Source organism: Nonomuraea sp. NPDC050536 (assembly GCF_044457685.1).
In the GTDB taxonomy this organism is placed as follows: Bacteria; Actinomycetota; Actinomycetes; order Streptosporangiales; family Streptosporangiaceae; genus Nonomuraea.
In genome coordinates, this window is record NZ_JBITHD010000001.1 from 233,485 (window position 1) to 258,927 (window position 25,443).

22 protein-coding genes are annotated in these 25,443 nt (G+C 70.2%); 14 read left to right on the top strand and 8 right to left on the bottom strand.

Annotated features, from left to right (window positions below; genetic code table 11):
• The first annotated feature begins 16 nt into the window (after window positions 1–16).
• The 6 genes from ACIBHX_RS01085 (at window position 17) to ACIBHX_RS01110 (ending at window position 7,634) form a co-directional block, all read left to right on the top strand.
• Window positions 17–1,003: an ABC transporter permease gene (locus ACIBHX_RS01085; RefSeq protein ID WP_397062989.1), complete on the top strand. Its 987-nt coding sequence runs from the start codon at window positions 17–19 to the stop codon at window positions 1,001–1,003.
• Window positions 1,003–1,908, top strand: a complete 906-nt coding sequence (locus tag ACIBHX_RS01090; protein WP_397062991.1) for an ABC transporter permease — start codon at window positions 1,003–1,005, stop codon at window positions 1,906–1,908. Before ACIBHX_RS01085 ends, ACIBHX_RS01090 begins: the two co-directional genes overlap by 1 nt.
• Window positions 1,905–3,947 (top strand): dipeptide ABC transporter ATP-binding protein, encoded by a 2,043-nt coding sequence (locus tag ACIBHX_RS01095; RefSeq protein ID WP_397062993.1) that lies wholly within the window; start codon window positions 1,905–1,907, stop codon window positions 3,945–3,947. Before ACIBHX_RS01090 ends, ACIBHX_RS01095 begins: the two co-directional genes overlap by 4 nt.
• On the top strand, window positions 3,944–5,629 hold the full coding sequence (locus ACIBHX_RS01100) for an ABC transporter family substrate-binding protein (protein WP_397062995.1): 1,686 nt from the start codon (window positions 3,944–3,946) through the stop codon (window positions 5,627–5,629). Before ACIBHX_RS01095 ends, ACIBHX_RS01100 begins: the two co-directional genes overlap by 4 nt.
• Before the next feature lie 87 nt (window positions 5,630–5,716).
• Window positions 5,717–6,796, top strand: a complete 1,080-nt coding sequence (locus tag ACIBHX_RS01105) for a winged helix DNA-binding domain-containing protein (protein ID WP_397062997.1) — start codon at window positions 5,717–5,719, stop codon at window positions 6,794–6,796.
• A gap of 10 nt (window positions 6,797–6,806) precedes the next feature.
• Entirely contained in the window at window positions 6,807–7,634 is an 828-nt protein-coding gene (locus ACIBHX_RS01110) for a PhzF family phenazine biosynthesis protein (protein ID WP_397062999.1), read from the top strand.
• Between the two features lie 4 nt (window positions 7,635–7,638).
• Here ACIBHX_RS01110 and ACIBHX_RS01115 read toward each other — a convergent pair whose 3' ends face one another.
• The 6 genes from ACIBHX_RS01115 to ACIBHX_RS01140 all read right to left on the bottom strand — a co-directional run bounded on the left by ACIBHX_RS01115 (window position 7,639) and on the right by ACIBHX_RS01140 (window position 12,514).
• Window positions 7,639–8,490 (bottom strand): biotin-dependent carboxyltransferase family protein, encoded by an 852-nt coding sequence (locus tag ACIBHX_RS01115; RefSeq protein WP_397063001.1) that lies wholly within the window; start codon window positions 8,488–8,490, stop codon window positions 7,639–7,641.
• The gene (locus tag ACIBHX_RS01120; protein ID WP_397063003.1) at window positions 8,487–9,107 is read right to left on the bottom strand and encodes an allophanate hydrolase subunit 1; all 621 of its coding nucleotides are present in this window, start codon (window positions 9,105–9,107) and stop codon (window positions 8,487–8,489) included. Before ACIBHX_RS01120 ends, ACIBHX_RS01115 begins: the two co-directional genes overlap by 4 nt.
• A complete protein-coding gene (locus ACIBHX_RS01125) occupies window positions 9,104–9,859 on the bottom strand; it encodes a LamB/YcsF family protein (RefSeq protein WP_397063005.1) in 756 nt (251 codons plus the stop codon). The genes ACIBHX_RS01120 and ACIBHX_RS01125 overlap by 4 nt, the downstream gene beginning before the upstream one ends.
• A 22-nt stretch (window positions 9,860–9,881) precedes the next feature.
• On the bottom strand, window positions 9,882–10,643 hold the full coding sequence (locus tag ACIBHX_RS01130) for a thioesterase family protein (protein ID WP_397063007.1): 762 nt from the start codon (window positions 10,641–10,643) through the stop codon (window positions 9,882–9,884).
• Between the two features lie 11 nt (window positions 10,644–10,654).
• Window positions 10,655–12,202: a hypothetical protein gene (locus ACIBHX_RS01135; RefSeq protein ID WP_397064992.1), complete on the bottom strand. Its 1,548-nt coding sequence runs from the start codon at window positions 12,200–12,202 to the stop codon at window positions 10,655–10,657.
• A 123-nt stretch (window positions 12,203–12,325) separates the two neighbouring features.
• Window positions 12,326–12,514 carry a hypothetical protein gene (locus ACIBHX_RS01140; protein WP_397063009.1) on the bottom strand — a complete coding sequence of 63 codons (189 nt, stop codon included), beginning with the start codon at window positions 12,512–12,514 and terminating at the stop codon, window positions 12,326–12,328.
• 247 nt (window positions 12,515–12,761) lie between these two features.
• Between ACIBHX_RS01140 and ACIBHX_RS01145 the strand changes: the two genes are divergently transcribed.
• The 6 genes from ACIBHX_RS01145 (at window position 12,762) to ACIBHX_RS01170 (ending at window position 21,439) form a co-directional block, all read left to right on the top strand.
• Window positions 12,762–13,331, top strand: coding sequence for an HhH-GPD-type base excision DNA repair protein (locus ACIBHX_RS01145; RefSeq protein WP_397063011.1), 570 nt, complete (start codon window positions 12,762–12,764; stop codon window positions 13,329–13,331).
• A gap of 194 nt (window positions 13,332–13,525) precedes the next feature.
• A complete protein-coding gene (locus ACIBHX_RS01150) occupies window positions 13,526–15,619 on the top strand; it encodes a SpoIIE family protein phosphatase (RefSeq protein ID WP_397063012.1) in 2,094 nt (697 codons plus the stop codon).
• A gap of 215 nt (window positions 15,620–15,834) precedes the next feature.
• A complete protein-coding gene (locus ACIBHX_RS01155; protein WP_397064994.1) occupies window positions 15,835–17,481 on the top strand; it encodes an RNA polymerase sigma factor in 1,647 nt (548 codons plus the stop codon).
• A gap of 625 nt (window positions 17,482–18,106) precedes the next feature.
• On the top strand, window positions 18,107–18,838 hold the full coding sequence (locus ACIBHX_RS01160) for a peptidylprolyl isomerase (RefSeq protein WP_397063014.1): 732 nt from the start codon (window positions 18,107–18,109) through the stop codon (window positions 18,836–18,838).
• 567 nt (window positions 18,839–19,405) lie between these two features.
• Window positions 19,406–20,791 carry an APC family permease gene (locus ACIBHX_RS01165; RefSeq protein ID WP_397063016.1) on the top strand — a complete coding sequence of 462 codons (1,386 nt, stop codon included), beginning with the start codon at window positions 19,406–19,408 and terminating at the stop codon, window positions 20,789–20,791.
• A gap of 6 nt (window positions 20,792–20,797) precedes the next feature.
• Window positions 20,798–21,439 (top strand): GPP34 family phosphoprotein, encoded by a 642-nt coding sequence (locus ACIBHX_RS01170; RefSeq protein WP_397063018.1) that lies wholly within the window; start codon window positions 20,798–20,800, stop codon window positions 21,437–21,439.
• Between the two features lies 1 nt (window position 21,440).
• Here the strand turns inward: ACIBHX_RS01170 and ACIBHX_RS01175 are convergent, their stop codons facing one another.
• The gene (locus ACIBHX_RS01175) at window positions 21,441–22,157 is read right to left on the bottom strand and encodes a YaaA family protein (protein ID WP_397063020.1); all 717 of its coding nucleotides are present in this window, start codon (window positions 22,155–22,157) and stop codon (window positions 21,441–21,443) included.
• A gap of 30 nt (window positions 22,158–22,187) precedes the next feature.
• Here ACIBHX_RS01175 and ACIBHX_RS01180 point away from each other — a divergent pair, with 30 nt between their 5' ends.
• Window positions 22,188–22,868: a GNAT family N-acetyltransferase gene (locus tag ACIBHX_RS01180; protein ID WP_397063022.1), complete on the top strand. Its 681-nt coding sequence runs from the start codon at window positions 22,188–22,190 to the stop codon at window positions 22,866–22,868.
• Between the two features lie 44 nt (window positions 22,869–22,912).
• Here ACIBHX_RS01180 and ACIBHX_RS01185 read toward each other — a convergent pair whose 3' ends face one another.
• On the bottom strand, window positions 22,913–23,143 hold the full coding sequence (locus ACIBHX_RS01185) for a hypothetical protein (protein WP_397063024.1): 231 nt from the start codon (window positions 23,141–23,143) through the stop codon (window positions 22,913–22,915).
• Between the two features lie 228 nt (window positions 23,144–23,371).
• Here ACIBHX_RS01185 and ACIBHX_RS01190 point away from each other — a divergent pair, with 228 nt between their 5' ends.
• On the top strand, window positions 23,372–25,441 hold the full coding sequence (locus ACIBHX_RS01190; RefSeq protein ID WP_397063026.1) for a type IIA DNA topoisomerase subunit B: 2,070 nt from the start codon (window positions 23,372–23,374) through the stop codon (window positions 25,439–25,441).
• Window positions 25,442–25,443: the final 2 nt, after the last annotated feature.

Consider the following 25,443-nt stretch of genomic DNA (forward strand, 5'->3'; position numbering starts at 1 on the left):
GTCCGGAGGGGGGATGATGGCGGGATTTCTGGCGCGCAGACTGGTCAACTACCTGGTGCTCGTCGCGGTCGCCGCCAGCCTCGCCTACATGCTCGCGGCCAGCGCGCTCGACCCCCGCTCCAACTACGCCGAGCGCACGCCCAAACCGCCGCCCGAAGTCGTCGACGCGACCCTGACCGCGCTCAACCTCAACGACAAGACGCCCCTGTTGCAGCGCTATGCGACCTGGGCGAAGGGGGTGCTGCACGGCGACTTCGGCAAGACCGTGACGGGCGGCTCGGTCAACGAGGACCTCAAGCGGCGCATGGGCGTGACGTTCCGGCTGGTCCTGCTGGGGGTCGTCTTCGGCAGCCTGCTCGGGGTGTTCGTGGGCGCCTACGCCGCGGTCAAGCAGTACGGGTGGTTCGACCGCCTGTCAGCCGGGCTGTCCTTCCTGGTCCTGGCCATCCCCGTGGTCGTGCTGGCCAACGTGCTGATCCTGGCGGGCACCTGGGCCAACGAGAACGTCTTCGGCTTCCAGCTGTTCCTGGTCAGCGGCGAGTACAGCGTCGGGCTCGACACCGGGTTCTGGGGCTCGCTGGTCGACCGGCTGCAGCACCTGATCCTGCCGACGATCACGCTGTCGCTGGCACTGATCGCCATCTTCAGCCGCTACCAGCGCAACATGATGCTCGACGTGCTCGGCGCCGACTTCGTGCGCACCGCCATGGCCAAGGGGCTGAGCAGGCGCAAGGCGCTGACCAAGCACGCGCTGCGCACCGCGCTCATCCCCGTGGTCACCTACTTCGCCTTCACCTTCGGCGCGCTGCTGACCGGCGCCACGTTCACCGAGAAGATCTTCGGCTGGCACGGCCTGGGCGAGCAGCTGATCAACTCGATCTTCAGCAACGACGTCAACACCGTGGCCGCCATCTCCTTCCTGGCCGCGATCTCCGTGCTGGTCGCCTCGCTCGCCTCCGACGTGCTGCACGCCGCGCTCGACCCGCGGGTGAGGGTGGGCTGATGCTCCCCGAGGAGGAACTGGCAGAGGAGCTGACGTCCCGGGCGCCCAGAGCGCCGTCGCGGCTGCGCGTGGTCGCCAAGCGGTTCTTCCGCTCGCGTCAGGGGCTGCTGGGCTTCGCCGTCCTGGTGCTGATGTTCCTGCTGGCCTTCGTCGGGCCGCTGTTCAGCCCGTGGAGCTACACCGACAAGGACTTCACCGCGTTCCTGCAGCCGCCCTCCAGCGAGCACTGGTTCGGCACGCTGCAGACCGGCGCCGACGTGTACGCGGTCACGCTGCGTGGCATGCAGAAGTCGCTGATCGTGGGCCTGCTGGCGGCGCTGGTGTCCACCGCGCTCGCGGCGTTCGTGGGCGCGTTCTGCGGCTACTTCCTCGGCTGGACCGACCGGACCCTCACCTGGGTCGTCGACCTGCTGCTCGTGCTGCCGGCGTTCCTCATCCTGGCGATCATGTCGCCGCTGTTCGGAGCGGGGCAGTGGCCGCTGTTCGTGGTGATGCTCGCGCTGTTCCTGTGGATGGTCACCTCGAAGATCATCAGAGGGATGACGATCTCGCTCAAACAGCGGGAGTTCATCCAGGCCGCCCGGTTCATGGGCGTGGTCCCCGTGACGATCATCTTCCGCCACATCATCCCGAACCTGTCGTCGTTGCTGATCGTGGACGCCACCCTGAACGTCAGCGCCGCCATCCTGACCGAGACGTCGCTGTCGTACTTCGGCTTCGGCATCCAGCCGCCCGACGTCTCCTTCGGCACGCTGATCGCCGACGGTTCGAAGACCGCCGTCTACGCGCCGTGGACGTTCTGGTTCGTGGCCGGGCTGCTGGTGATCACGGTGCTGGCGGTCAACCTGATGGGAGACGCGCTGCGCGACGCCTTCGACCCCGCCGCGGCGCGGAGGCGCGGATGACGCCCGTGCCTGATCGCGTGCCTGAGCCCGTGCTGGAGGTCGACGACCTGCGCGTGTCCTTCGGCGACGTGCAGGCCGTGCGCGGGGTCAGCTATTCCGTACGGCAGGGCGAGGTGCTCGGCATCGTGGGCGAGTCCGGGTCCGGCAAGTCCGTCACCTCGGCCGCGATCATGGGCCTGCTGCCACCCGGCGCCACGGTCACCGGATCCGTGCGGCTGCACGGCAAGGAGCTGATCGGCGCCCCGGAGAAGGAGCTGACCAGGTTCCGCGGCAAGACCATCTCGATGGTGTTCCAGGACCCGCTGTCGGCGCTCACCCCCGTCTACCGGGTCGGCGACCAGATCGCCGAGGCGGTCCGCATCCACCGCAAGGTGACCAAGGAGCAGGCCGCGGTCAAGGCCGTCGAGCTGCTGGACCTCGTCGGCATCCCGAACCCGGCCCAGCGGGCGCAGGACTTCCCGCACGAGTTCTCCGGCGGCATGCGCCAGCGCGTGGTCATCGCGATGGCCATCGCCAACGACCCCGACGTGATCATCTGCGACGAGCCGACCACCGCGCTGGACGTCACCATCCAGGCGCAGGTCCTGGAGCTGCTCAAGACCGCGCAGCGCGAGACGGGCGCGGCCATCATCATGATCACCCACGATCTGGGGGTCGTGGCCGGATTCGCCGACCGGGTCCTGGTGATGTACGCCGGGCGGCCCGTCGAGATCGGCGACGTGGACGACATCTACTACCGCACCCGCATGCCGTACACCGTGGGCCTGCTGAACTCCATCCCCCGGATCGACAGGGGAGAGCGGCAGCCGCTGGTGCCCATCGAGGGCAACCCGCCCTCGCCGGCGGCGTTGCCGCCCGGGTGCCCGTTCGAGCCGCGCTGCCCGATGGCCGTCACGCAGTGCACGCTCGGCGAGCCCCGGCTGGCCCGGATCGGCGACGGGCACGCGGCGGCCTGCATCCGCTGGTCCGAGGTCGAACGCCGGACGCCCGGCAGGCCCGCCGTGGCCGAAGAGCAGGCCGCCCGCGCGGGCCGCCCACACGAGCCCGTCCTCGAGGTGGACCGGCTGGTCAAGGAGTATCCTCTGATGCGGGGGGCGGTGTTCAAACGCAGGATCGGCACCGTGCACGCGGTGGCGGGCATCAGCTTCGACATCCGCGAGGGGGAGACACTCGGGCTGGTCGGCGAGTCGGGCTGTGGCAAGACCACGACGCTGCTGGAGATCCTGGAGCTGGTCAAACCGCAGGACGGCAGGATCGTGGTGCTCGGCCACGACACCGCGCGGCTGACCGCGGCCGCCCGGATGGCCGTCAGACGCGACCTGCAGGTCGTCTTCCAGGACCCGCTGGCCTCGCTCGACCCGCGGCTGACCGTCTACGACATCCTCGCCGAGCCGCTGCGCACCCACGGGCGGCGCGACCCCGGATCCCGCGTGCACGAGCTGCTCGACCTGGTCGGGCTCGAACCCGAGCACGCGGCCCGCTACCCGCAGGACTTCTCCGGCGGCCAGCGCCAGCGCATCGGCATCGCCAGGGCGCTCGCGCTCGAACCCCGCCTGGTGGTGCTCGACGAGCCGGTCTCCGCGCTCGACGTGTCGATCCAGGCCGGGGTGATCAACCTGCTCGGCTCGCTCAAGTCCAGGCTGGGCCTGTCGTACCTGTTCGTGGCGCACGACCTGGCGGTGGTGCGCTACATCGCCGACAGGGTCGCGGTCATGTACCTGGGCAGGATCGCCGAGATCGGCGCCGTCGACACCGTCTACGGCGCCCCCATGCACCCCTACACGCAGGCGCTGCTGTCGGCGATCCCGGTGCCCGACCCGGAACGCGAGCGGTCGCGGCGGCGGATCCTGCTCGAAGGGGATCTCCCGAGCCCGGCCAGCCCGCCCTCGGGATGCCGCTTCCGGACCCGGTGCCCGCTCTTCCGGACTCTCAGCGACGCCGAGCGCAGCCGCTGCATCGACGAGGAGCCCGAGGTCCGGATGCTGGGCGACGACCACGGCGCGGCGTGCCACTACGCCAGGAGGGAAGGAATCCTATGAAACGAGCATGTGTCCTCGTGGCCGCGGTGGCGCTGGTCCTCGCGGGCTGCGGCGGTTCCCGGCAGACGGCACAGGGGGGCGAGGCCGGTCCCGGCGCTCCGCCCTCGCTGAAGGCCTTCGACATCAACCTGCAGCCGCGCGACAAGGTCAAGGATGGCGGCACGCTGCGGTGGGGCATCAACGAGTTCCCCACCCAGTGGAACAGGAACCACATCGACGGCAACCTCGCCGTGGCCGCCCAGGTCAGCAACGCGCTGCTGCCCTCGCCGTTCCGCTCCAACGAGAAGGCCGAGATCTCGCCCGACCCCGACTACCTGGTCGACGCCAAGATCACCGACCAGGAGCCCAAGCAGGTCATCACCTACACCCTGAACCCGAAGGCCAAGTGGTCCGACGGCAAGCCGATCACCTGGGAGGACTACCAGGCCCAGTGGAAGGCGCTCAACGGCAAGAACCCGGACTTCCACATCGTCACGAGCACCGGATACCAGGACATCGAGAGCGTCGAGAAGGGCAAGGACGACTACGAGGTCAAGGTCACCTTCGCCAGGCCCTTCGGCGACTGGAAGTCGCTGTTCGCGCCGCTGCTGCCCGCCTCCACCAACAGCTCGCCGGACTCGTTCAACAACTCCTGGCTGAACAAGATCCCGGTCACGGCCGGGCCGTTCAAGTTCAAGAGCTTCGACCAGACGGCCAAGACGATCACGATCGTCCGCGACGACACCTGGTGGGGTGACAGGGCCAAGCTCGACCAGATCATCTACCGGGCCTCCGAGCAGGACTCGCTGATCAGCGCGTTCAGCAACGGCGAGCTCGACACGACCGACATCGGCCCCTCCGCGCCTGACTACGCCCGCGCCAAGGCCACCCAGGGCGCCGTCGTCCGGCAGGCCGCCGGGCCCGACTTCCGCCACTTCACCTTCAACGGCGAAAGCGACCTGCTCAGCGACGTCAAGGTGCGCCAGGCCATCCAGCTCGGCATCAACCGGCAGGCCATCGCCCAGTCCGACCTGCAGGGCCTCGACTGGCCGATCACGCTGCTCAACAACCACTTCTTCATGAACACCCAGGAGGGCTACCAGGACAACGCGGGCCCCCTCGGCGTCTACAACCCCAACCAGGCCAAGCAGCTGCTCGACGCCGCCGGGTGGAAGCTCAGCGGCAACCTCAGGCAGAAGAACGGCAAGACCCTGGAGCTGCGCTTCGTCATCCCGTCGGGGCTGCAGCTGAGCAAGTCGGAGGGAGAGCTGGCGCAGAACATGCTCGCCCAGATCGGCGTCAAGCTGGACATCCAGGCCGTGCCCAACGACGACTTCTTCAGCAAGTACGTCATCCCCGGGAACTTCGACATCGCCCCGTTCGCCTACATCGGCACGCCGTTCCCGATCTCCAGCAGCTTCGGCATCTACGCCAACTCGCCCAACGGCAAGACGTGGAACGCCAACTTCGGCCGCACGGGGTCGCAGGCGATCGACGACGCGATGAACAAGGCCGGGCAGGCGCTGGACCCCGCCACGGCCCACGAGTACACCAACACGGCCGACAAGCTCATCTGGCAGGAGGTCAACGTCCTGCCGCTGTACCAGCGCCCGCAGAACGTGGCCGTCATGAACACCCTGGCCAACATCGGCGCCCGCGGCTTCTACGACCTCCGCTACCAGGACATCGGCTTCGTCAAGTGATCTTTTCTGGGCTTCGCCGGTGCGGCCGGCGGCCTGCCGTACCGGATGCCTGCGAGCTTGTCGGGGCGGGCGTGTAGAAGTAAGGGCATGACTCTCGCTTCGACCTGGCCGCAGGTGCTGGCCTGGCGGTTGCGCCGGCAGTTCGTGAGCGGCGCCGACGGGCCTGACGCGGTGGCGATCGCACGGCGGCTGTGCGGGGTGCAGGCGCAGGTGGCCTCTTCTGCGCACCTGGCGGTGGCCGTGCGCAGCGCCGCGCCCGACGCGGGCGAGATCGATCGGCTCCTGTGGCAGGATCGCGCGCTGGTCAAGACGTGGATCATGCGGGGCACGCTGCACCTGGTGCCCGCCGACACGCTGGCCGACTACTGCTCGGCGCTGGGCACGCTGCGGTTCTGGGAGAAGGGCTCGTGGCAGCGCGGCCACGGCGTCACCGCCGAGGAGATCGCCGCGATCATCGAGGCGGTGCCGGAGGCGCTCGGCGACGAGCCGCTGACCCGCGACGAGCTGGTCGAAGGGGTGGTCAAGGTCACCGGCGACGACCACCTGCGCGAGGCGCTCACCTCGGGGTGGGGCGCGCTGCTCAAGCCGCTGAGCCGCCTGGGCGAGCTGTGCTACGGGCCGCCGCGCGACGGCCGGGTGACGTTCGTCGCGCCCCGGCGGTGGATCCCCGGCTGGGCCGCTTCACCGCCGTTCGAAGAGGCGGGCGTACGGCTGGCCCGGTCCTTCCTGGGCGCCCACGGGCCCGCCACGCCGGACATGTTCGACAAGTGGCTGTTCGGGGGAGTGGTGCGCAAGTCGGTGCTGAAGGGCTGGTTCCGTGACCTGGGTCCCGAACTGACCGAGGTCGAGGTGGACGGGCAGACCCTGCTGGCGCTGTCGTCCGACGTCGACGAGCTCGCCGCCACGCCTCCTTCGGAGGAGGTTCACCTGCTGCCCGGCTTCGACCAGTACATCCTGGGCGCGCCCCGCGACCTGGAGCCGCTGCTTCCCGCCGCCGTGAAGGCCAAGGTCAGCCGCCAGGCCGGATGGATCTCGCCCGTCGTGATCTACCGGGGGCGCGTCGCCGGGGTGTGGGAGCCGCGCGACATGTCGTTCGAGCTGTTCGAGCCGGTGCCGCAGGGGCCGCTGGACGAGGCGGTCGGGAGGGTCCAGGGGCTGCTCGGGTAGCGTCGTGGCCATGTTGCGCCGATTCCGCCAGGTCGATGTGTTCACCTCCACCCCCTATCTGGGCAACCCGCTGGCCGTGGTGCTCGACGCCGACGGGCTGACCGACGAGGAGATGCAGCGTTTCGCCCACTGGACGAACCTGTCGGAGACCACGTTCCTGCTGCCGCCGTCCTCTCCCGAGGCGGACTATCGCGTGCGGATCTTCACGGGCTCGTCCGAGCTGCCCTTCGCCGGGCATCCCACGCTCGGCACCTGCCACGCCTGGCTCGAGGCGGGCGGCCGGCCGCGCGATCCCGACAGGATCGTTCAGGAATGCGGGGCGGGGCTCGTGCCGATCCGGCGCACGAACCCGGGCCTCGCCTTCGCCGCGCCCGCCCTCCTGCGGTCGGGTCCGGTCGAGGAGTCGCTGGTGGGACACCTGGCCACCCTGCTGGGGATCGCCAGGTCCGACATCGTCGACGCCCAGTGGGCCGACAACGGCCCCGGCTGGGTCGCGGTCCTGCTGTCGTCGGCCGAGGAGGTGCTCGCGCTCAGGCCCGGCGTGGTGGACCTCGACATCGGCGTGGTCGGCCCCCACCCGCCCGGGTCGCCGCAGGCCTTCGAGGTACGTGCCTTCTGCCCGCACCACGGGGCGACCGCCGAGGACCCGGTCACGGGCAGCCTCAACGCCTCCCTCGCCCAGTGGCTCCTCGCCACCGGCCGCGCCACGGCCCCCTACACCGCCTCCCAGGGCACGGCCCTCGGCCGCGCCGGCCGCGTCCACATCACCACCGACGCCGACGACATCTGGGTAGGCGGCAACGCCATCACCTGCATCCACGGCGACCTCGCCCTGTAAGGGGCTAGGGGTGGAGGGTGAAGTGGAGGGGGGTGCCGGGGGGGAGTTGGGCGGCGGTGGGGAGGTCGGCGGTGCGGAGTACGGCGATGACCGGGTAGCCGCCGGTGGGTGGGTGGTCGGCGAGGAAGATGATGGGCTGGCCGCTGGGCGGGACCTGGATGGCGCCGGGGACCATGCCCTCGCTGGGGAGCTCCCCGGCTCGGGAGCGGGCGAGCTCACGGCCCGACAGTCGGACGCCGACGCGGTTGCTGTCCTGGGTGACCTGGTACGGCGAGCCGCACAGGGTGGCCAGCGCGCCGGGGACGAACCAGTCGTCCCGCGGTCCTGGCACCACGCGCAGGACGCCGGGCGGCGGCTCGCCGGGCGGTGCGAGGTCCACGACGATCTCCCCGGGGCCGGGGGTCCCCACGGGCAGTGCCGTGCCGGGACCCAGGGCAGGAGGCCCCAGGCCGGACAGCGAGTCGGTGGAGCGGCTGCCCAGGACCGGCTCGACGTCGATGCCGCCCCGGACCGCCACGTACGTCCGCAGACCCCAGCGGGGCGCGCCGAAAGTCACCACGGCACCCGGCGGGACCCAGAACGGCACGCCGTACCCGCCCGCCGCGGAAGGGGAGACGGACAGCGGGCAGGGGGCGCCCGTGACGGCGATCCAGGCGCCGGCGCGGAAGGCCAGGCGCGCACCGCCGTAGGTCAGCTCGATCCCGGCCAGGCCCTCGGGGTTGCCCACGAGCCGGTTGCCCAGCCGCAGCGAGACCGTGTCGGCGGCGCCGGAGTGCGGGACGCCGAGGTGGGCGTACCCGGGCCGCCCCAGGTCCTGCACGGTGGCGTAGGGCCCAGGCGCGAGCACCTCGATCATGCGGCCTCGAACCGCACGCGCATTCCGGGCAGGAACCGCGAGGGCGGGTCGGCCGAGACGTCCCACACCCGCAGCGAGGTCCGCCCGAGCAGCCGCCAGCCGCCGGGCGACGCGCTCGGGTACACGGCCGAGTACGGCCCGGCGATCGCCACCGACCCGGCGGGCACGGACGTCCGCGGCGTCGCCAGCCTCGGCACGTGCAGCACCGGATCGAGCCCGGTCAGGTACGCGAACCCGGGCGCGAACCCCAGCCAGCCCACGACCAGCTCCCGTCCGGTATGCCGCGCGACGACCTCCTCCACCGGCACCCCCGCTTCGGCGGCCACGTCGGCCAGATCGGCCCCGTCGTAGACCACCGGCACGACCACCGCCTCCGCGGGCTCCGCGAGTACGCCGCCCTGAGCTGGTGAGGCGAGGGCCAGCAACGCCTCCAGCCGGACACGCAACCGCGCGGTGTCCACCCCGGGGGCCACCACGAGCACCGTCGACGGCCCTGGGACGATCTCCACCACGCCCTCGGGCCGCTGTTCCCGCAGCAGCGCGTCGAGCCGGTGGGAGGCCTCCAGCCCGCCGGTCTCCACCAGCAGCCCGTGCTCCCCGGCCGTCCTGATGCTCACGCGAACGCCTGGAGGACCACCCCGGCCTCCAGCAGCCGATCGCGTACGGCCTGCGCGAGCCGTACCGCATCGGGAGTGTCGCCGTGGACGCAGATGGAACGGGCGGAAACCGGCACCTGGGTACCGTCCTGGGCGGTCACCGTGCCCGAGACGGCCATGCGGACGGCGCGCGCCGCGACGGCCTCGGCGTCGTGGATCACCGCGCCCACCTCGCGCCGCGGCACCAGCGTCCCGGCGGGGGTGTAGGCCCGGTCGGCGAAGGCCTCGTTGACCGTCGGGATCCCCTCGGCCGCCGCCGCGGCGTGCACCGCGGAGCCGGGCAGGGTGAGCACGGGCAGCGCGGGGTCGTAGTCGGCCACTGCGTCGATCACGGCCGCGGCCTGCACCTCATCGCGGACGATGCGGTTGTACAGCGCCCCGTGCGGTTTGACGTAGGAGACCCGCCCGCCCATCGCCCTGGCGATCCCGTCGACGGCGGCCAGCTGGTAGAGGACCTCGGCGCAGAGCTCCTCGGGCTCCATCTCCATCTCCCTGCGCCCGAAGTGGGCCAGGTCGCGATAGGACACCTGGGCCCCGATCGCCACCCCGCGGTCGACGGCGGCCGCGCAGGTGCGCCTGATCGTCACCGGGTCGCCGGCGTGGAAGCCGCAGGCGACGTTGGCGCTCGTGACGATGTCGAGCAGCGCCAGGTCGTCGCCGAGGTGCCAGATGCCGAAGCCTTCACCCAGGTCAGCGTTGAGGTCGATCACCATGACTCCATCATGGCGGCACGGGCTACCTCGGCGCGACGAACAACGTCTGAGTCGCCGTGCCCACCTCGCCGGTCACGTCGTAGAGCGTGGTCTGGGTCAGCCCGCGCCCCGACGGCCCCGTCCTGGTCTCGGCGTCCAGGCAGATCCACTCGCCCGCCGGGGGACGGAACAGCGAGATCACCAGGTCGACGTTGACGAAGAGATAGTCCGCGAAATCCAGGGCGGGGCTGACGCCGTTGCCGCTGTCGGCGAACAGGACCAGCCGCTCCAGCGGGGTGATCTCCTCGCCCTCGACCAGCGGCACCCTGGCGCGGCCCCAGACCGTGGCCGGGCCTGGCACGAACGCCTCCCCGCTGACGAAGCGCCAGTCCATGGCCCTGCCGTAGCCGAAGCCCGTCGCCAGCCACGAACCGCTCGAGGTCTCCGGAATGGGCAGCGGGGCCTGCCGGGCGCCGGACGGGGGCGTCGCGGCCTCACGGATGCGCCAGGCGGTGGCCCGCGCGTACTCGCGGGAGCCCGACCAGACGCTCGCCGACAGGCACTGGATGCGCTTGCCGTCGCGGATCACGTCGGTCCGCACGCTCAGCTCGCCCACGGGTACGGGCCCGAAGACGTCCACGGCCAGCCGCGACAGCTCCAGCCCCGGCCGGGGCGCGGTCTGCGCCAGCTCGTGCACGATCAGCGCGGAGACCGGACCCATGTGCTGCGAGCCGGTGTCCCACGGTCCCTGGGTGTGCTCCGAGGCGAGATAGCGGCCGGCGCCCAGCCGGGTGTACATCGACATAGAACAAGATTCTAGATCTCGTCGGGGATGTCCGCGATGTCGTCCAGGGCCGCGGCCAGCTCCTCGGGATCGCCGCCGATCCGCTCGGCGATCTCGATCAGCACGTGCAGCACGTCGTGCCGGTCGTGACCCAGGTCGAGCAGCCGCTGCGCGGCCTCCCACAGCTGCGGCGGATCGCCCTCCCACAGCCGGGTCGCGATCTCCTCGTGCCAGGCCAGGTGCTCCTCGTCGATCTCGCCGACGTGGTCGATCTCCAGCAGCGTGCGCCGGTCGGCCTCGTCGGCCGGGTTGAGCCTGTGGAGCTCGACCCCGCCGTGCGTGCCCGTCAGGAAGGGGAACGCGAACACCCTCCTGGCCAGCGCCGACAGGTCGCCGTCCGGCAGCAGCCGCTCCAGCAGCGGCCGGTCGAGCCCGAACGAGGTCGGGTCGCGGTAGGCCTCGGGGAACTTGCCCGTCGCCTCCCACACCGCGTCCAGTGTCGCCTTCAGACCCTGCTCGGGCAGCGCGGTACGGCGGGCCGCGAAGCGCACCCACGCCGACAGCGCGTGCGGCATGGCGTCCTGCTCGGCCTGGCTGAGCATGACCTTGCGCGGCAGCCAGTCGAGCAGGAACGTCTCGCACTTGGTCGGGCTGACCCGCAGCGGCCGCCCGAAGTCCTGCTCACAGCCGTAGTCGATGATGTGGTCGGCGCAGCGGGAGGCCGCCGACGGGTCCGACAGGTGCTCGGCCGCGTCGGAGGCCAGGAACTCGGCGGCCAGCATGGCCCGCCGTTCACGGCTGTAGGGGGCCTCGATGTGCAGCGGCGCGGGACGCTTGCGGCCGGGAGGCAGCGCCTTGAGCCGGGAGCGGGCGAAGGCGTGGTAGGCGCTGTAGCTGTCGCTGACCGGCGGCGGCGTCTTCGGCTCGCGCGTGGCCTTCATCGCCGACTCCAGCAGCGCCCTGGCCTGCTGCGGCTCGATCTCCTCGAACAGCAGCATCGGGTTGCCCGCGGCCTCCGCCCTGGCCTGCTCGAGCAGCTTGTCGACCTGCGAGGACACCCATGCGTCGCGCGCCATGCCGGACATGTTGTGATCGACGACCACGACCAGCGCGTGCCGGTCCTGGCTGTATGGACTGGTCGCGACCGCTTCGCTCCTCGTTGGCTCGTTCCTCGCTCTCTCGTCGCGAGCTCCTTCGCTCGACTTGTAGGCGAACGTGCAGATCACGGTGTCCTGGTCGCCGTAGGCGTCGCGGGAGACCCAGCAGCCGGTCGGCTTGACCGCGCCGACCCGGTCGGCCCAGCCGGGGCGGGCCACGCCCGACTCCATCATCGCCAGCGCCGCGCCCTCCGCCTTGGCGCCCTGGCGTGCCGTACCGAGATAGGCCAGGCAGATCAACAGGGTCAGTGACGCCGGAGTGCCCGCCTTCGCGGCGAAATCCACCAGACCCTCACCCAGGACCTGCTCCACGTCGCCGCCACGCACCCGCCTGCCCCACCAGGCGCCGACCATGTCGGAGACCATCAGCTCCGCGTCAAGGGGGCTGCGTACGGCGAGCAGCTCGCGGGCCGCCTGCACCATCTCCTTGAACACATCGTCTGGCGGGGTGCTCTCCCGGGGATCTCGTCGGTGTCGGCGCACGCCCTCACTCTCTCGCATTCCAGGCGTAAACGGCGCGTTTAACGCGGCCTGGTGACCCCGATGTTACCGGGGGTTCCGCGGCGGAGGTGCCGAGTTGACGATGGCGAGCAGGTGCTCACGCGCGATGCGCTCGACGACGTCGGGCGTCGCGTCGATACCGAGGTGAGTCGCGCACGCGCACACGTCGGCGACACATCGGTCGATGGTGTCGACGGGCACGGTCAGGAACTCTTCGGCCAGCCGAAGACTCACCGGCTCCCTGAGGAAGCGTGTGGCCAGAGCGAGCATAGAAGTGAGATTCCTCTGGAAGCCCGAGGGCAAACCCCCCGGGAGCGGACGCAGGGCGACTTGCGTTCTCATTCCATCCGTTCTCGGGCGGGTGTCAAGCCTCTGTGCCGCCTGTCTTCGTTTCTCGTTATGTGGCAGGGGTTTGCGGTCTAGTCGGGTGTGCCGGACCAGACGTCGAACGGGAGACCTCTATTCGTGCGAAGCTGTAGCCATGCGCATCCAGCTCGCCCAGCGGACCGAGGCCGACGAACTGCTCGGCCGCAGTCCGCTCGCCTTGCTCGTCGGCATGCTGCTCGATCAGCAGATCCCGATGGAGTGGGCGTTCACGGGGCCGTACACCATCTCGGAACGGCTCGGACACGACCTGTCGGCGGAGGAGATCGCCTCGTACGACCCCGAGGCGTTCACCGCGTTGCTGGCCGACAAGCCGGCCGTGCACCGCTATCCCAAGTCGATGGCCGCCCGTGTCCAGCAGTTGGCTGCCTACCTCGTCGAGCACTACGACGGGAAGCCCGACAGGATCTGGGCCGATGCCGCGAACGGCAAAGAGTTGCTCAAGCGGCTGCAAGACCTTCCGGGCTACGGCAAGCAGAAAGCACAGATCTTCGTCGCGCTGCTCGGCAAGCAGCTGGGCGTCCAGCCGCCCGGCTGGCGCGAGGCCGCCGGGGCCTACGGTGAGCAGGACTCGTTCCGTTCAGTGGCCGACGTGGTCGACGCCGAGAGCCTGGGCCGCGTACGGTCCACCAAGCAGGAGGCCAAGCGGCTGGCCAAGGCGAAGTAGCCTGATCTTGCTGCGCAACGTGGAGCGATTTTGACAGGATGCGTTGACCGTATGGCGGCTGGGGCTTCCGTCCATGCATACCCATCGCCGATGATGTACTGCAGAATCCGGTCGCCCGGAGCTGCGCTACGCCGATACACAGTTATGGAGATGTGCCGCGTGGGAGACCCTGGCACGCGACGGAGGTGCCGATCATGAGCGCCGAGACCTCCGTTCCTCGTCCCCGGGAGTCGGATGTGGACATCTCAGACTCCGCCCTTTTCAAGGGCCTGCTGTCTGAGGCGGAGTTCGCCTTCGCCTTCTTCACCGCTGACGGCAAGTTCCAGCGGGTCAACGACGTGTTCACGGACATCGTCGGTGTCCCTGCCGACCGGCTGGCCGGGCGCACCCCCGCCGAGACTTTGACAGCCGATCTCAACCAGCTGATCACGCACGCCGTCCAGGGCGTCGTCGAGAGCGACGCGCCGGTCACCGAGGGCCGTGTCCGCGTGCGCACCGCCGAGGGCAACAACCAGCAGTGGTCGTTGTCCTTCTCGCCCGTGCACGACGCCGAGGGCGAGTTGCGGGCAGTCGCATTGGTGGGTTTGGACGTGACCGAGAGTCGCCAGACCGAAGAGGATCTCCGCCGCAGCGAGGAGCGCTACCGCTCGCTGGTGGAGGCCCAGTCGCAGCTGGTCTGGATCACCTCGCCCACCGGCACCGTCGTGGAGGACGCGCCGCAGTGGCGCGCGATCACCGGCCAGGGTCTGGAGGAGTACCTCGCCCACGGCTGGCTCGACGTGGTCCATCCGGAGGAGCGCCAGCAGACCGAGGAGGCCTGGCGCGAGGCGCTGCGCGGCCGGACCATGTTCGAGTGGAACTACCGGGTCCGCACCCGGGCCAGCGGCTACCGGCACTTCGAGGTGCGCGCCGTACCGATCATCAGGCACGGCAGGGTCGTGGAGTGGGTCGGCGCGAACACCGACGTCACGCCACAGCGCGAGGCCGAGGAGATGCGCGGCAGGCTGACCGACCAGCTCGGCGCCGCCGCCCTGCGCACCGCCCGGCTTCAAGGTGCCACGGCCATGCTGGCCGAGGCGCTGACGGTCGAGCAGGTCATGCAGGTCATCGTCGATGTGGGCCGCACGGCCCTGGCCGCCGACCGCTCCGCGGTCGCGCTGCTCGACACCGACAGGGCCGCGCTCAAGCTGATCAACGGCGAGGGCGTCCCCGAGGCGTCGGGTACGGCGGGCGAGGAGATCCCGCTGTCCCACTCCAGCGTGATGACCATGGCCGTGAACAGCCGCAGGCCGGTGTTCGCCGAGTCGCCTGACTCGCTGAAGTCCCAGCTGCTCGAGGCGGGCGGCGACGAGGAGGTGCTGGCCAGTTACCTGGCCCACAGCGACGAGCGGGCCTGGGTGGGCCTGCCGCTGCTGGCGGCGGGCCGGGCCCTTGGCGCGCTGCGCTTCTCCTTCACCAGGCCGCAGAAGATCTCACAGGAGGACGGCGTCTTCCTGGAGGCGCTGGCCGGCCAGTGCGCGCTCGCCGTGGAGCGGGCGACACTGTTCGAGCGCGAGCACCGCACCGCCGAGACGCTGCAGCGCAGCCTGCTGCCCGACCGCCTGCCGGTGGTCAAGGGGCTGGTGCTGGCCCAGCGCTTCCGCTCGGGCAGCCGGCACGTCCAGGTGGGCGGCGACTGGTACGACGCGTTCGTGCTCCAGGACGGCCGGGTCGCGGCCGTCGTCGGCGACGTCATGGGCAAGGGCGTCAAGGCCGCGGCGGGCATGGGCCGTATCCGCAACGCGATGCGGGCGCTGGCCCTGACCAACCCGCCGCCTGCCGCCGTGCTGACCGGTCTCGACCGGGTCTTCGAGGCGACGGAGGAGGAAGAGCAGGTCACCACGCTGGCCTACATGGTGGTCGAGCCCGGCACGGGCGAGGGCACGCTGGCCCTGGCCGGTCACCCGCCACCCGTCCTGGTTTCTCCGCAGGGCACGGCGATCCTGTGCGACGCCGAGCCCGGCACTCCGCTAGGCTGGCCGACCAGCCGCAGGCAGTTCCGGTTCGTGGTGCCGCCCGGCCATACCGCCGTGCTCTACTCCGACGGTCTCGTCGAGAACAGGAAGCGCGGGCTGGATGCCGGACTTGCAGAGATTTGCAGTGTTGTGACCGAAGCGCCGCCTGAGGTGGTCAGTAGTCCGCATATGTTGCTGGACTTCCTGGTTGACCGGATGTTGTCGGGATATGAACAGGATGATGACGTTACCGCCCTGGCCATTCACGTACCGCCCACCACGAAGAGTGACTGAATGAAACAGTCATAAGGGTTGCTTTCGGGTATCGGTGGCGCGCTTACGTACGCACTACTGTCCGGGTCGGCCTAGGGTGGAGGTCAACCGCCGGGAGGTGGCCGTATGGAGTGCTTGGTCGTGCCAGAATGCTTGGACAGGTCCGTCAAGCTCCAGACGATCCCCCACCGGCCATCTGGGTCCATTGTCGCCACGTGTTCGTTCGAGAGGTGTTCGTGTCGCCTGCAAGTTCGACTCGCTCGAAGCCACAAGAGCTGAACGAGCCCGTCATTCAGCGACTGCTCGAGCGTGGGCGCTCGCAGGGTTTCCTCGAGTCTGAGGATGTCCGTCAGGCCTTCGAGGAGGCGGACATCCCCATGTCGCACGCCGCCGCGTTCTTGCGGAACCTCAGCAAAGAGGGCGTGACCGTGGTGGTGACCGCCGCGGATTCGGCTGCGCCGAAGAAGTCTCGTGGTCCAGCAAAGCGCCGCACCGCTGCCCCCGTCAAGACCAAGGCCGCAGCGGCCGCCAAAGAGCAGCAGCCCGAGACCGTGACCGCGGTCGTGGGCACCGTCGAAGCCGAGCCGGCCGCCAAGAAGCCGGCCCCGCCCAAGAAGGCCGCGCCCGCGGCCAAGAAGGCGGCGACCCCGTCGCCCGCCAAGAAGGCCAAGCCTGAGAACGCTGGGCCTGCCGAGACCAAGGCCGAGACCGACGACGAGGAGGACCTCGAGCTCGACGGCGACGTGGAGCTGGAGGACCTGGAGGAGATCGAGGTCGACGACGAGGAGATCGTCGCCGAGGACGACTCCGACGACAGCGACAGTTCGGACAACTCCGACGACTCCGAGGAGACGGAGGAGGGGCCCAAGCCCGCCGAGGTGGCCGAGGTCGAAAAGAGTGAGGACGAGGTCCTCATCCTCTCCGACGACGACGATGACGCCCCGGTCGCCCAGGTGGCCGCCGCCGGCGCCACCGCCGACCCCGTCAAGGACTACCTCAAGCAGATCGGCAAGGTCCCCCTGCTCAACGCCGAGCAGGAGGTCGAGCTCGCCAAGCGCATCGAGGCCGGCCTGTTCGCCGAGGAGCAGCTCGGCGGCGGCGAGACCGACAACCTGCCGGTCGACGTGCGCGCTGAGCTCGAGTGGATCGCCGAGGACGGCCGCCGGGCCAAGAACCACCTGCTGGAGGCCAACCTCCGCCTGGTGGTCTCGCTGGCCAAGCGCTACACCGGCCGCGGCATGCTCTTCCTGGACCTCATCCAGGAGGGCAACCTGGGCCTGATCCGCGCGGTGGAGAAGTTCGACTACACCAAGGGTTACAAGTTCTCCACCTACGCCACGTGGTGGATCCGGCAGGCGATCACGCGTGCCATGGCCGACCAGGCGCGGACCATCCGCATCCCGGTCCACATGGTCGAGGTGATCAACAAGCTGGCCCGCGTCCAGCGGCAGATGCTGCAGGACCTGGGTCGCGAGCCCACGCCGGAGGAGCTGGCCCGCGAGCTGGACATGACCCCCGAGAAGGTGGTCGAGGTCCAGAAGTACGGGCGCGAGCCCATCTCGCTCCACACCCCGCTGGGTGAGGAGGGCGACAGCGAGTTCGGTGACCTCATCGAGGACTCCGAGGCCATCGTGCCCGCCGACGCCGTCAGCTTCACGCTGCTGCAGGAGCAGCTGCACTCCGTTCTCGACACGCTGTCGGAGCGCGAGGCGGGCGTCGTGTCGATGCGGTTCGGCCTCACCGACGGGCAGCCGAAGACGTTGGACGAGATCGGCAAGGTCTACGGCGTGACGCGCGAGCGCATCCGCCAGATCGAGTCCAAGACCATGTCCAAGCTCCGCCACCCGAGCCGCTCCCAGGTCCTCCGCGACTACCTGGACTAGCAGTCCGCAAGGCGCGGCCCCTCGTCGGGGCCGCGCCTTCCTTGCTTTCGGCAGCGCTTCGCGCTTGACTACAGTCTTTTTCGGGCGCGTGTCCGGAATCGGCAGGTGGATCAAGCGAGCAGGGCGTCTTCGGCCTCGGAGGCCGGGAAGCGCGCACCATCGCGTAGGCCGCGACGATCGCCTCCGGTCCTGCCGTTAGCTCGGTGGCCAGCCAGTTCATCGGGATGTGCTCGAAGAAGAGCACGAGGCTCGTCGTCGACTCGGCGACCGCTTCCAGGCGGTGGGGGATCGCGGGGGAGCCGCCCCAGTAGTTGACGGTCCCCTCGAGATCGGCGTGCACGTCGTGGGATGGGGGAGCGCCGGGCACGACCCGCCAGTGGTAAACCAAGTGGGCAGGCCTCGCTCTGACCCGTCAGCGCCCAGTTCGTGGCCATGACGGAGGCCGCCGGCTCCCGCCACGCCTCGAATCCGGGGCCGCCCGCGAGGCCGAAGAGGTTGGCCGTGGACCTGACGTTCTCGGGGCGCAGTTCGAGGTCCGCAACGGGAGGTTTGACGCCCCCTTGACGCTACCCGGTTGATCGACTAGATGTCGGGGGGCCTGTCGATCACTTCACGGGAGGGCACTGTGTCCAGGAGAGGTGCATTACGGCTCACGGTGGTGGCGGTGGCCGCGGGAGCGGTGGTGGCAGCCGGGCTGCCCGCCAGTGCCGCCGACAAGCCGCCCAGGACGACGCACGGGCCGTGCGGCTACACCGAGACGCCGGACGACCCCGCCGTCAGGAAGGTGCCGTTGCCGCCCGACCCGCGGCACACGCCGACCCGCCCGGTCTCCGTCGTGCTCAAGACCAACCAGGGTGACATCGGGCTGGCGCTGGACCCCGCCAAGGCGCCGTGCACCGTGCAGAGCTTTGTGCACCTGGTCCGGCACCGCTTCTACGACGCGACCTCCTGTCACCGGCTGACCGCCTACGACCGGCTGAAGGTCCTGCAGTGCGGCGACCCGAGCTTCACCGGTGAGGGCGGCCCGGGCTACAAGTTCAAGGACGAGCTGCCCACCGACCTGCCGCCGTGGCCCGGGGATCCGACCGGCGAGCGCAGGACGTACGCCAGGGGCGTGCTGGCCATGGCCAACGCCGGGCCCGACACCAACGGCAGCCAGTTCTTCCTGGTGTACGGGGATTCCGGGCTGCGGCCGAACTACACGATCTTCGGGACCGTGGACGGGCCTGGGCTGGCCGCCCTGGACCGCATCGCCGCGGGCGGCATCCAGCCGGAGCCCGACGGACCCACGCCCCCGGTGGACGGCAAGCCGGTCCTCCCGGCCGACATCCAGTACGCCTGCGTCATCCGACACTGACGGCCAACCCCCCGGCGCCAGCCGTACGGCAGAGCCAAGCCCATCCGCGGGCGCCCGGGGGATAGGCCGGCCACCGCCGCGAGGTGGCTCTCGGCCCGGTGCCCTGGGCGAACCGATTGCGGCGAGTAACCGAACACGGCCAGGCATCGACGCTGGACCGGGGACCGATGCAGGATCCGGGCGGCTGGCGGGCCGAGCGCGGTAGGGGAATTGGGCCAGGACCTGGTGACGCAGAGCAGGGGTCGCCCCAGGACCGGGGGATCCGACGCCAGGGCCGGGCAACTGTCCAGGCCGGGGACCGATGCAGGATCCGGGCGACCGACAGGCCAGGGACGGATGCAGGGCCGGGCGGTCAACTCAGGTGCAGGGGATCGGATCGCCCCGAGGTAGGGGCGGTGTAGGGCCGGAGAGGGGCCCAGGGGCCCTTGCAGGGGCGCTCGGGGTATTTGGCCGCACATCGCGGGAATGCGGTCAACCTGGTGCTTTCTGGGGGTTTGATCTGGTGTGTAGTGACGCGTGTGCCTTAGGTTGCACTCCGTTGGTTGTGCACCCCCCGAGAGGCGACCCATGGCGACGTCCTTATCCGAGTTCGGCTACAAGCAGGAACTGAGCCGATCCCTGAGCTTCGCGGACCTGATGTTCTACGGTCTGATCTTCATGGTGCCCATCGCCCCGATGGCGATCTTCGGGCAGGTGTTCCAGGCCTCGGGCGGGATGGTCGCGCTCGCCTACCTCATCGGCGTGGTCGCACTCACCTTCACCGCCGCCAGCTTCGCCCAGATGGTCAAGGCGTTCCCGCTGGCGGGCAGTGTCTACAGCTTCGCGGGGCGGGCCATCCACCCGGGCGTCGGGTTCCTGGCGGGGTGGGCGATCCTGCTCGACTACCTGCTGGTGCCCAGCCTGCTCTACCTGGTCGCCTCCACCTCCATGCACTCCGTGGTGCCGGCCGTACCGGTATGGGGGTGGCTGGTGCTGTTCGTGGTGTTCAACACCACCGTCAGCCTGTTCGGCATCAAGATCACGGCCACGGCCACCAAGGTGTTCCTGATCTGCGAGCTGGTGGTGCTCGGACTGTTCCTCGCCGTGGGGCTGTGGGCGCTGCTGAGCGGGCACGGCAACGGGATGTCGATCGAGCCGCTGTTCAACTCCGGCACGTTCTCCCTGTCGGTGATCTTCGGTGCGGTGTCCGTGGCGGTGCTGAGCTTCCTCGGCTTCGACGGGATCGCGATGCTGTCGGAGGAGAGCCGCGGAGAGTCGCGGGAGATCGGCAGGGCCATGGCGGCCGCGCTCGGGCTGGCCGGGCTGCTGTTCATCGCGCAGACGTGGGTGGCCGCGCTGCTCGCCCCGAACCCGGCGGACCTGCTCGCCCACGGAGGGGAGCGCGGCACGGCGTTCTTCGACATCGCCTCGTCGGCGGGCGGCGGTTGGCTGGGCGGCGTGACCGCCGTCGCCACGGCCGCGGCCTGGGGAATCGCCGACTCGATGGTGGCGCAGGTGGCGACCTCCCGGCTGCTGTTCGCGATCGCGCGCGACGGGCAGCTGCCGCGTTTCCTGGCCAAGGTCTCGCTCAAGCGGCTCGCGCCGGTGAACGCGATCCTGCTGGTCGGTTTCCTCGGGCTCGCGCTGCCCGGTGGCCTGCTGGTGTTCACCGAGGACCAGGGCATCGGCGTGCTGGGCACGCTGATCAACTTCGGCGCGATGATCGCCTTCATGGTGCTGCACGTGTCGGTCATCGCGCACTACTGGATCAGGGGCGGGTCCAGGGACTTCTGGCGGCACCTGATCTCGCCGTTGATCGGCTTCGTGATCCTGGCCTTCGTCGTCTGGAACGCCAACCTCGCCGCCCAGCTCGTCGGCCTGGTCTGGCTGGTCCTGGGCCTGCTGGTGCTGGCCGGCCTCTACGTCGCCGGTGCGCAGCCCAGGCTGGCCGGACTGTCACACGAACGGCTCTGACAGAACATGGAACGTCTCCCGCTGCCGTACGACCTGTTCCTCATCGCCCACGGGGAGAAGGGGGCCCCCTCCATCCACGTGCCCACCCTGGGGGCCGGGCTGGCCGCCGCCCTGATGGCGGACCTCAGCCTGGTCGGCGCGCTGGCCCTGGAGGGCCAGCACCTGGTGCTCGGCGGCGGGCGGCCGGGTCCCGCCCACCTGAGTGATCCGGCCTGCGGTCGGCTGATGGCCGCCGTGCCGCAGCAGCGGATGCCGATCGTGCAGTGGCTGGCCGTCCTGGGCGCCGACATGTACGAGACGACGGCCCGCCAACTGGACACGCTGGGCCTGATAGGGACCACGGTACGGCGGCGCCTCATCGGATCCTCGATCCGCTACGTGCCCGTCGGCCACGGGCCGCTTACGGTCGCCATGGCCCGGGTCAGGCTGCCGGTCATGGGCCACGAGGAGCCCACGCCGGCCGACCTGGCGCTGTGCGAGCTGGTGCGGCTGCTCCACCTGGAGGACTCCCTCTACCTCGGCGAGCGCCCCGCCGAGATCAGGGCCCGCCTGGCGGACCTGACCCGGGCCGTGCGACCGGACGTCGCCCAGATCATGAAGGCCCTGGAGTCCTACATCGCCAACCAGGCCACGGCCATCTATCGCTGACTCACCCGACGCTGACGTCGATCCTGCCCGGCGCCGGCCGTACGGCATAGCCCAGGTCCTGGAGCACCTTGGCCAGCTCGTCCGGGGTGGCCGGTTCGGCGGCGCTGTCCAGCAGCGCGCGGGCCACCTCGCCGCGGGTGGCCTTGGCCATGTGGCTGACGACCTTGCCGTCGCGCAGCACGCGGACCGCCACCGCGCGGTCGCCCGGCTTCCACGCGGCGGCGTACGTCGAGGAGCGCAGGTCGACGACCAGGCCGGGCAGCCGGTCCAGCTCCTTGGCGACGAAGGGGCGCCAGAAGGCGGCCAGGCCGCCCAGCGGGGGAAGCGTGACGCCCATCGACAGGCGGTAGGGCGGGATCCGGTCGGTGATCCGCAGCACGCCCCACAGGCCCGAGAAGATCAGCACCGACTCCTCGGCCCTGCTCAGCGCCTCGGGGGACAGGGTGGCCAGGCCCAGGTTGTCGTAGAGCACACCGGTGTACAGCTGCGCGGCGGGCAGCGTGGGCGCCGTCTTCAGCGCCAGGTTCTTGGCCAGCTCGGGCGCCTGGCCGGGCGACAGGCCGAGCACGTCGAGCGCGTCGCGGCGGCGCGAGGCCTTGACCAGTGCGCTCACCACGCGCCTGCGGGCACGGTCGAGCGCGGGGAAGGACAGTTCGCCGACCGCGGGACCGTTGCCCTCGGCGGCCTTGCCCTCGGACGGCGGCAGCAGGATCAGCACGATTCCGCAGCTTAACGCTAGGGTTCCGGCATGCGTGACTACGACAGCCTGATAGACGAGGCCTGGCCCGCGTTCGAGCGGGAACGCTCCCGGGGCTGGACCTTCCGTTACGCCGGAGGTGTCACCAAACGGGCGAACTCCGTCCTGCCGCTGGGCGAGCGCGGCGACATCGAGGCCGCCGAGGCCTTCTACGCCGACCGCGGCCTGCCGTGCGCCTTCTCCATGGGGCCCGGCGCCGGCGAGGGGCTCGACGCGGAGCTTGAGGGCCGGGGATACGGGCTCGTCGACCCCACGCTGATCATGGCGGGCTCACCCGAGGGAGAGCCGCGGCACCGGGTCAGGATCGAGGACGAGCCGTGGGACGGCTGGCTGGACACCTGGTGGTCGGTGGACGGCCGCTTCACCGACGGCCTGGAGTCCGCCCGGCGCATCTGCACGGGCGTCAAGGCGCGCTATGCGGCCGTCGAGGAGGACGGCGTGGCGCTTGCCGTGGGCCGCGGTGTCCCGCAGGGCGACACGGTCGGGATCTACTGCATGGCCACGCTGCCCGCCGCGCGCCGCCGCGGGCTGGCCTCCAGCGTGCTTCGTGCCCTGGTACGGCGGGACGAGCACGCCTACCTGGTCACCACCGAGTCGAACACGGCGGCCCAGGCGCTGTATCGGAGCGAGGGGTTCGAGGTCCGGGCTCGCTACCACTACCGCGTGAGATGAGAAACGGCGGACCTGGGATGGCCCGCCGCGTCTCGTATATGTGGTTAGCGTTCCTCGTGGTTGGCGGTTGCAGGGGTTTCGCTGAGCCGAGCCGACTCGTCCATGATCTCGGCGCCCTTTTCGCGCAGCGCCGCAACGTGCTGACGCCCGTGGTGGGCGCAGAACAGCAGCTCCCCGCCCACGGGCAGGGTCGCGCGAATGTATGCCTGGGCGCCGCAGCGGTCGCAACGGTCGAGGGCCGTCAGCGGCTTAACGGGGGCGAGAGCTCCAGTCACGTATCGCCTTTCGGGTCACCCCCGCCGAAGCGAGGATCTGGCGTCAGTCACTTGAGACAACATCTAACCGGACAGAGACGTTCCCAACCGCGGCCCGACTACGCCGAGAGCGGAATGTATCCCAAAGTAATGACGATCAGCCGGTTGGTAACGGCAAACCGTTCGTGATGGCAAGCTTGTACGCGCGTGGACGGGAAGAACGGTAAGCTACGCACTGGTGTTCGATCCTTGACAAGAGGAGCTGGAGTGACGGTTGTGGAGGCGGGTTACACGGCTCGTCACCTGTCGGTGCTTGAGGGCCTCGAAGCGGTTCGCAAGCGCCCCGGCATGTACATCGGGTCCACCGACAGCCGTGGGCTCATGCACTGTCTATGGGAGCTCGTCGACAACAGCGTGGACGAGGCGCTCGGCGGTCACTGCACCCGCATCGAGGTCGAGCTCCACCCCGACGGTTCCATCGAGGTGCGCGACGACGGGCGCGGCATCCCCGTCGACATCGAGCCGAAGAGCGGCCTGGCAGGCGTCGAGCTCGTCTACACCAAGCTGCACGCGGGCGGCAAATTCGGCGGCGGCTCGTACGCGGCCTCCGGCGGCCTGCACGGCGTGGGCGCCTCGGTGGTCAACGCGCTGTCCTCCCGCCTCGACATCGAGGTCGACCGCGACCAGGTCCACCTGATCAGCTTCAGGCGCGGCGTGCCCGGCGTGTTCGACGGCGAAGGCCCGGGCGCCAAGTTCAAGAAGAAGTCCGGCCTGCGCGACGGCGGGCGGCTGAAGAAGAAGGGCACCGGCACCCGGGTCCGCTTCTGGGCCGACCGGCAGATCTTCCTGCCCGACGCCGAGGTCTCGATCGACGAGATCCACGTACGGCTGCGCCAGACCGCCTTCCTGGTGCCTGGGCTCACGCTCGCGCTCATCCACGACGGGCAGACCGAGGAGTTCCGCTTCGACGGCGGCATCTCGGAGTTCACCGAGTTCCTCGCCCGCGACGAGGCCGTCTGTGACGTGCTGCGCATGCAGGGCGTGGGCCACTTCCACGAGACCGTGCCGGTGCTCGACGACCAGGGTCACATGACGGCCACCGAGGTGCAGCGCGAGCTCACCGTCGACGTGGCGGTGCGCTGGGGCAAGGGCTACGAGAGCACGATCCGCTCGTTCGTCAACGTGATCGCCACCCCCAAGGGCGGCACCCACCTGACCGGGTTCGAGCGCGCGCTGGTCAAGACGCTCAACGAGCAGCTGCGCGAGACCCGGCTGCTGAAGAACGGCGACGACCCGGTCACCAAGGAGGACATCCTCGAGGGGCTGACCGGCGTGGTGACCGTGCGGGTGCCGGAGCCGCAGTTCGAGGGCCAGACCAAGGAGGTGCTCGGCACCTCCGCGGCCACCAGGATCGTCTCCCACGTGGTCTCCCGCGAGCTCAAGCAGCTGTTCGACAACCCGCCGCGGGGCATGAAGCAGCCGCTGCGCGCCGTGCTCGAGAAGATCGTGGCGGCCGCCAAGGCGCGCATCGCCGCCCGCGAGCACCGCGACAACCAGCGCCGCAAGTCCGCGCTGGAAAACTCGGCGCTGCCCGCCAAGCTGGTCGACTGCCGCAGCGACGGCGTCGAGCGCAGCGAGCTGTTCATCGTCGAGGGCGACTCGGCGCTGGGCACGGCCAAGCTGGCCCGCGACTCGGAGTTCCAGGCGCTGCTGCCGATCCGCGGCAAGATCCTGAACGTGCAGAAGGCGTCCGTTGCCGACATGCTCAAGAACGCCGAGTGCGCCGCGATCATCCAGGTGGTCGGCGCCGGGTCGGGCCGCTCGTTCGACCTCGACTCGGCCCGCTACGGCAAGATCATCCTGATGGCCGACGCCGACGTCGACGGCGCCCACATCCGCTGCCTGCTGCTGACGCTCTTCCACCGCTACATGCGGCCCATGGTCGAGGCGGGGCGGGTCTTCGCCGCGGTGCCGCCGCTGCACCGCATCGAGCTCACCAACCCCGGCAAGGGGCAGGACAAGTACATCTACTGCTACTCCGACGCCGAGCTGCACAAGGTCCTGTCCGGCCTGGAGCGGCGCGGCAAGCGCTGGAAGGACCCGGTGCAGCGCTACAAGGGTCTGGGCGAGATGGACGCCGACCAGCTCGCCGAGACCACGATGGACCCGCGCCACCGCGTCCTGCGCCGGGTCCGCATCGAGGACGCCGAGGCGGCCGAGGGCATCTTCAACCTGCTGATGGGCAGCGAGGTGGCGCCCAGGCGCGAGTTCATCGTCAGCAGCGCCGCCGAGGTCGACCGCGACCACATCGACGCCTGAGC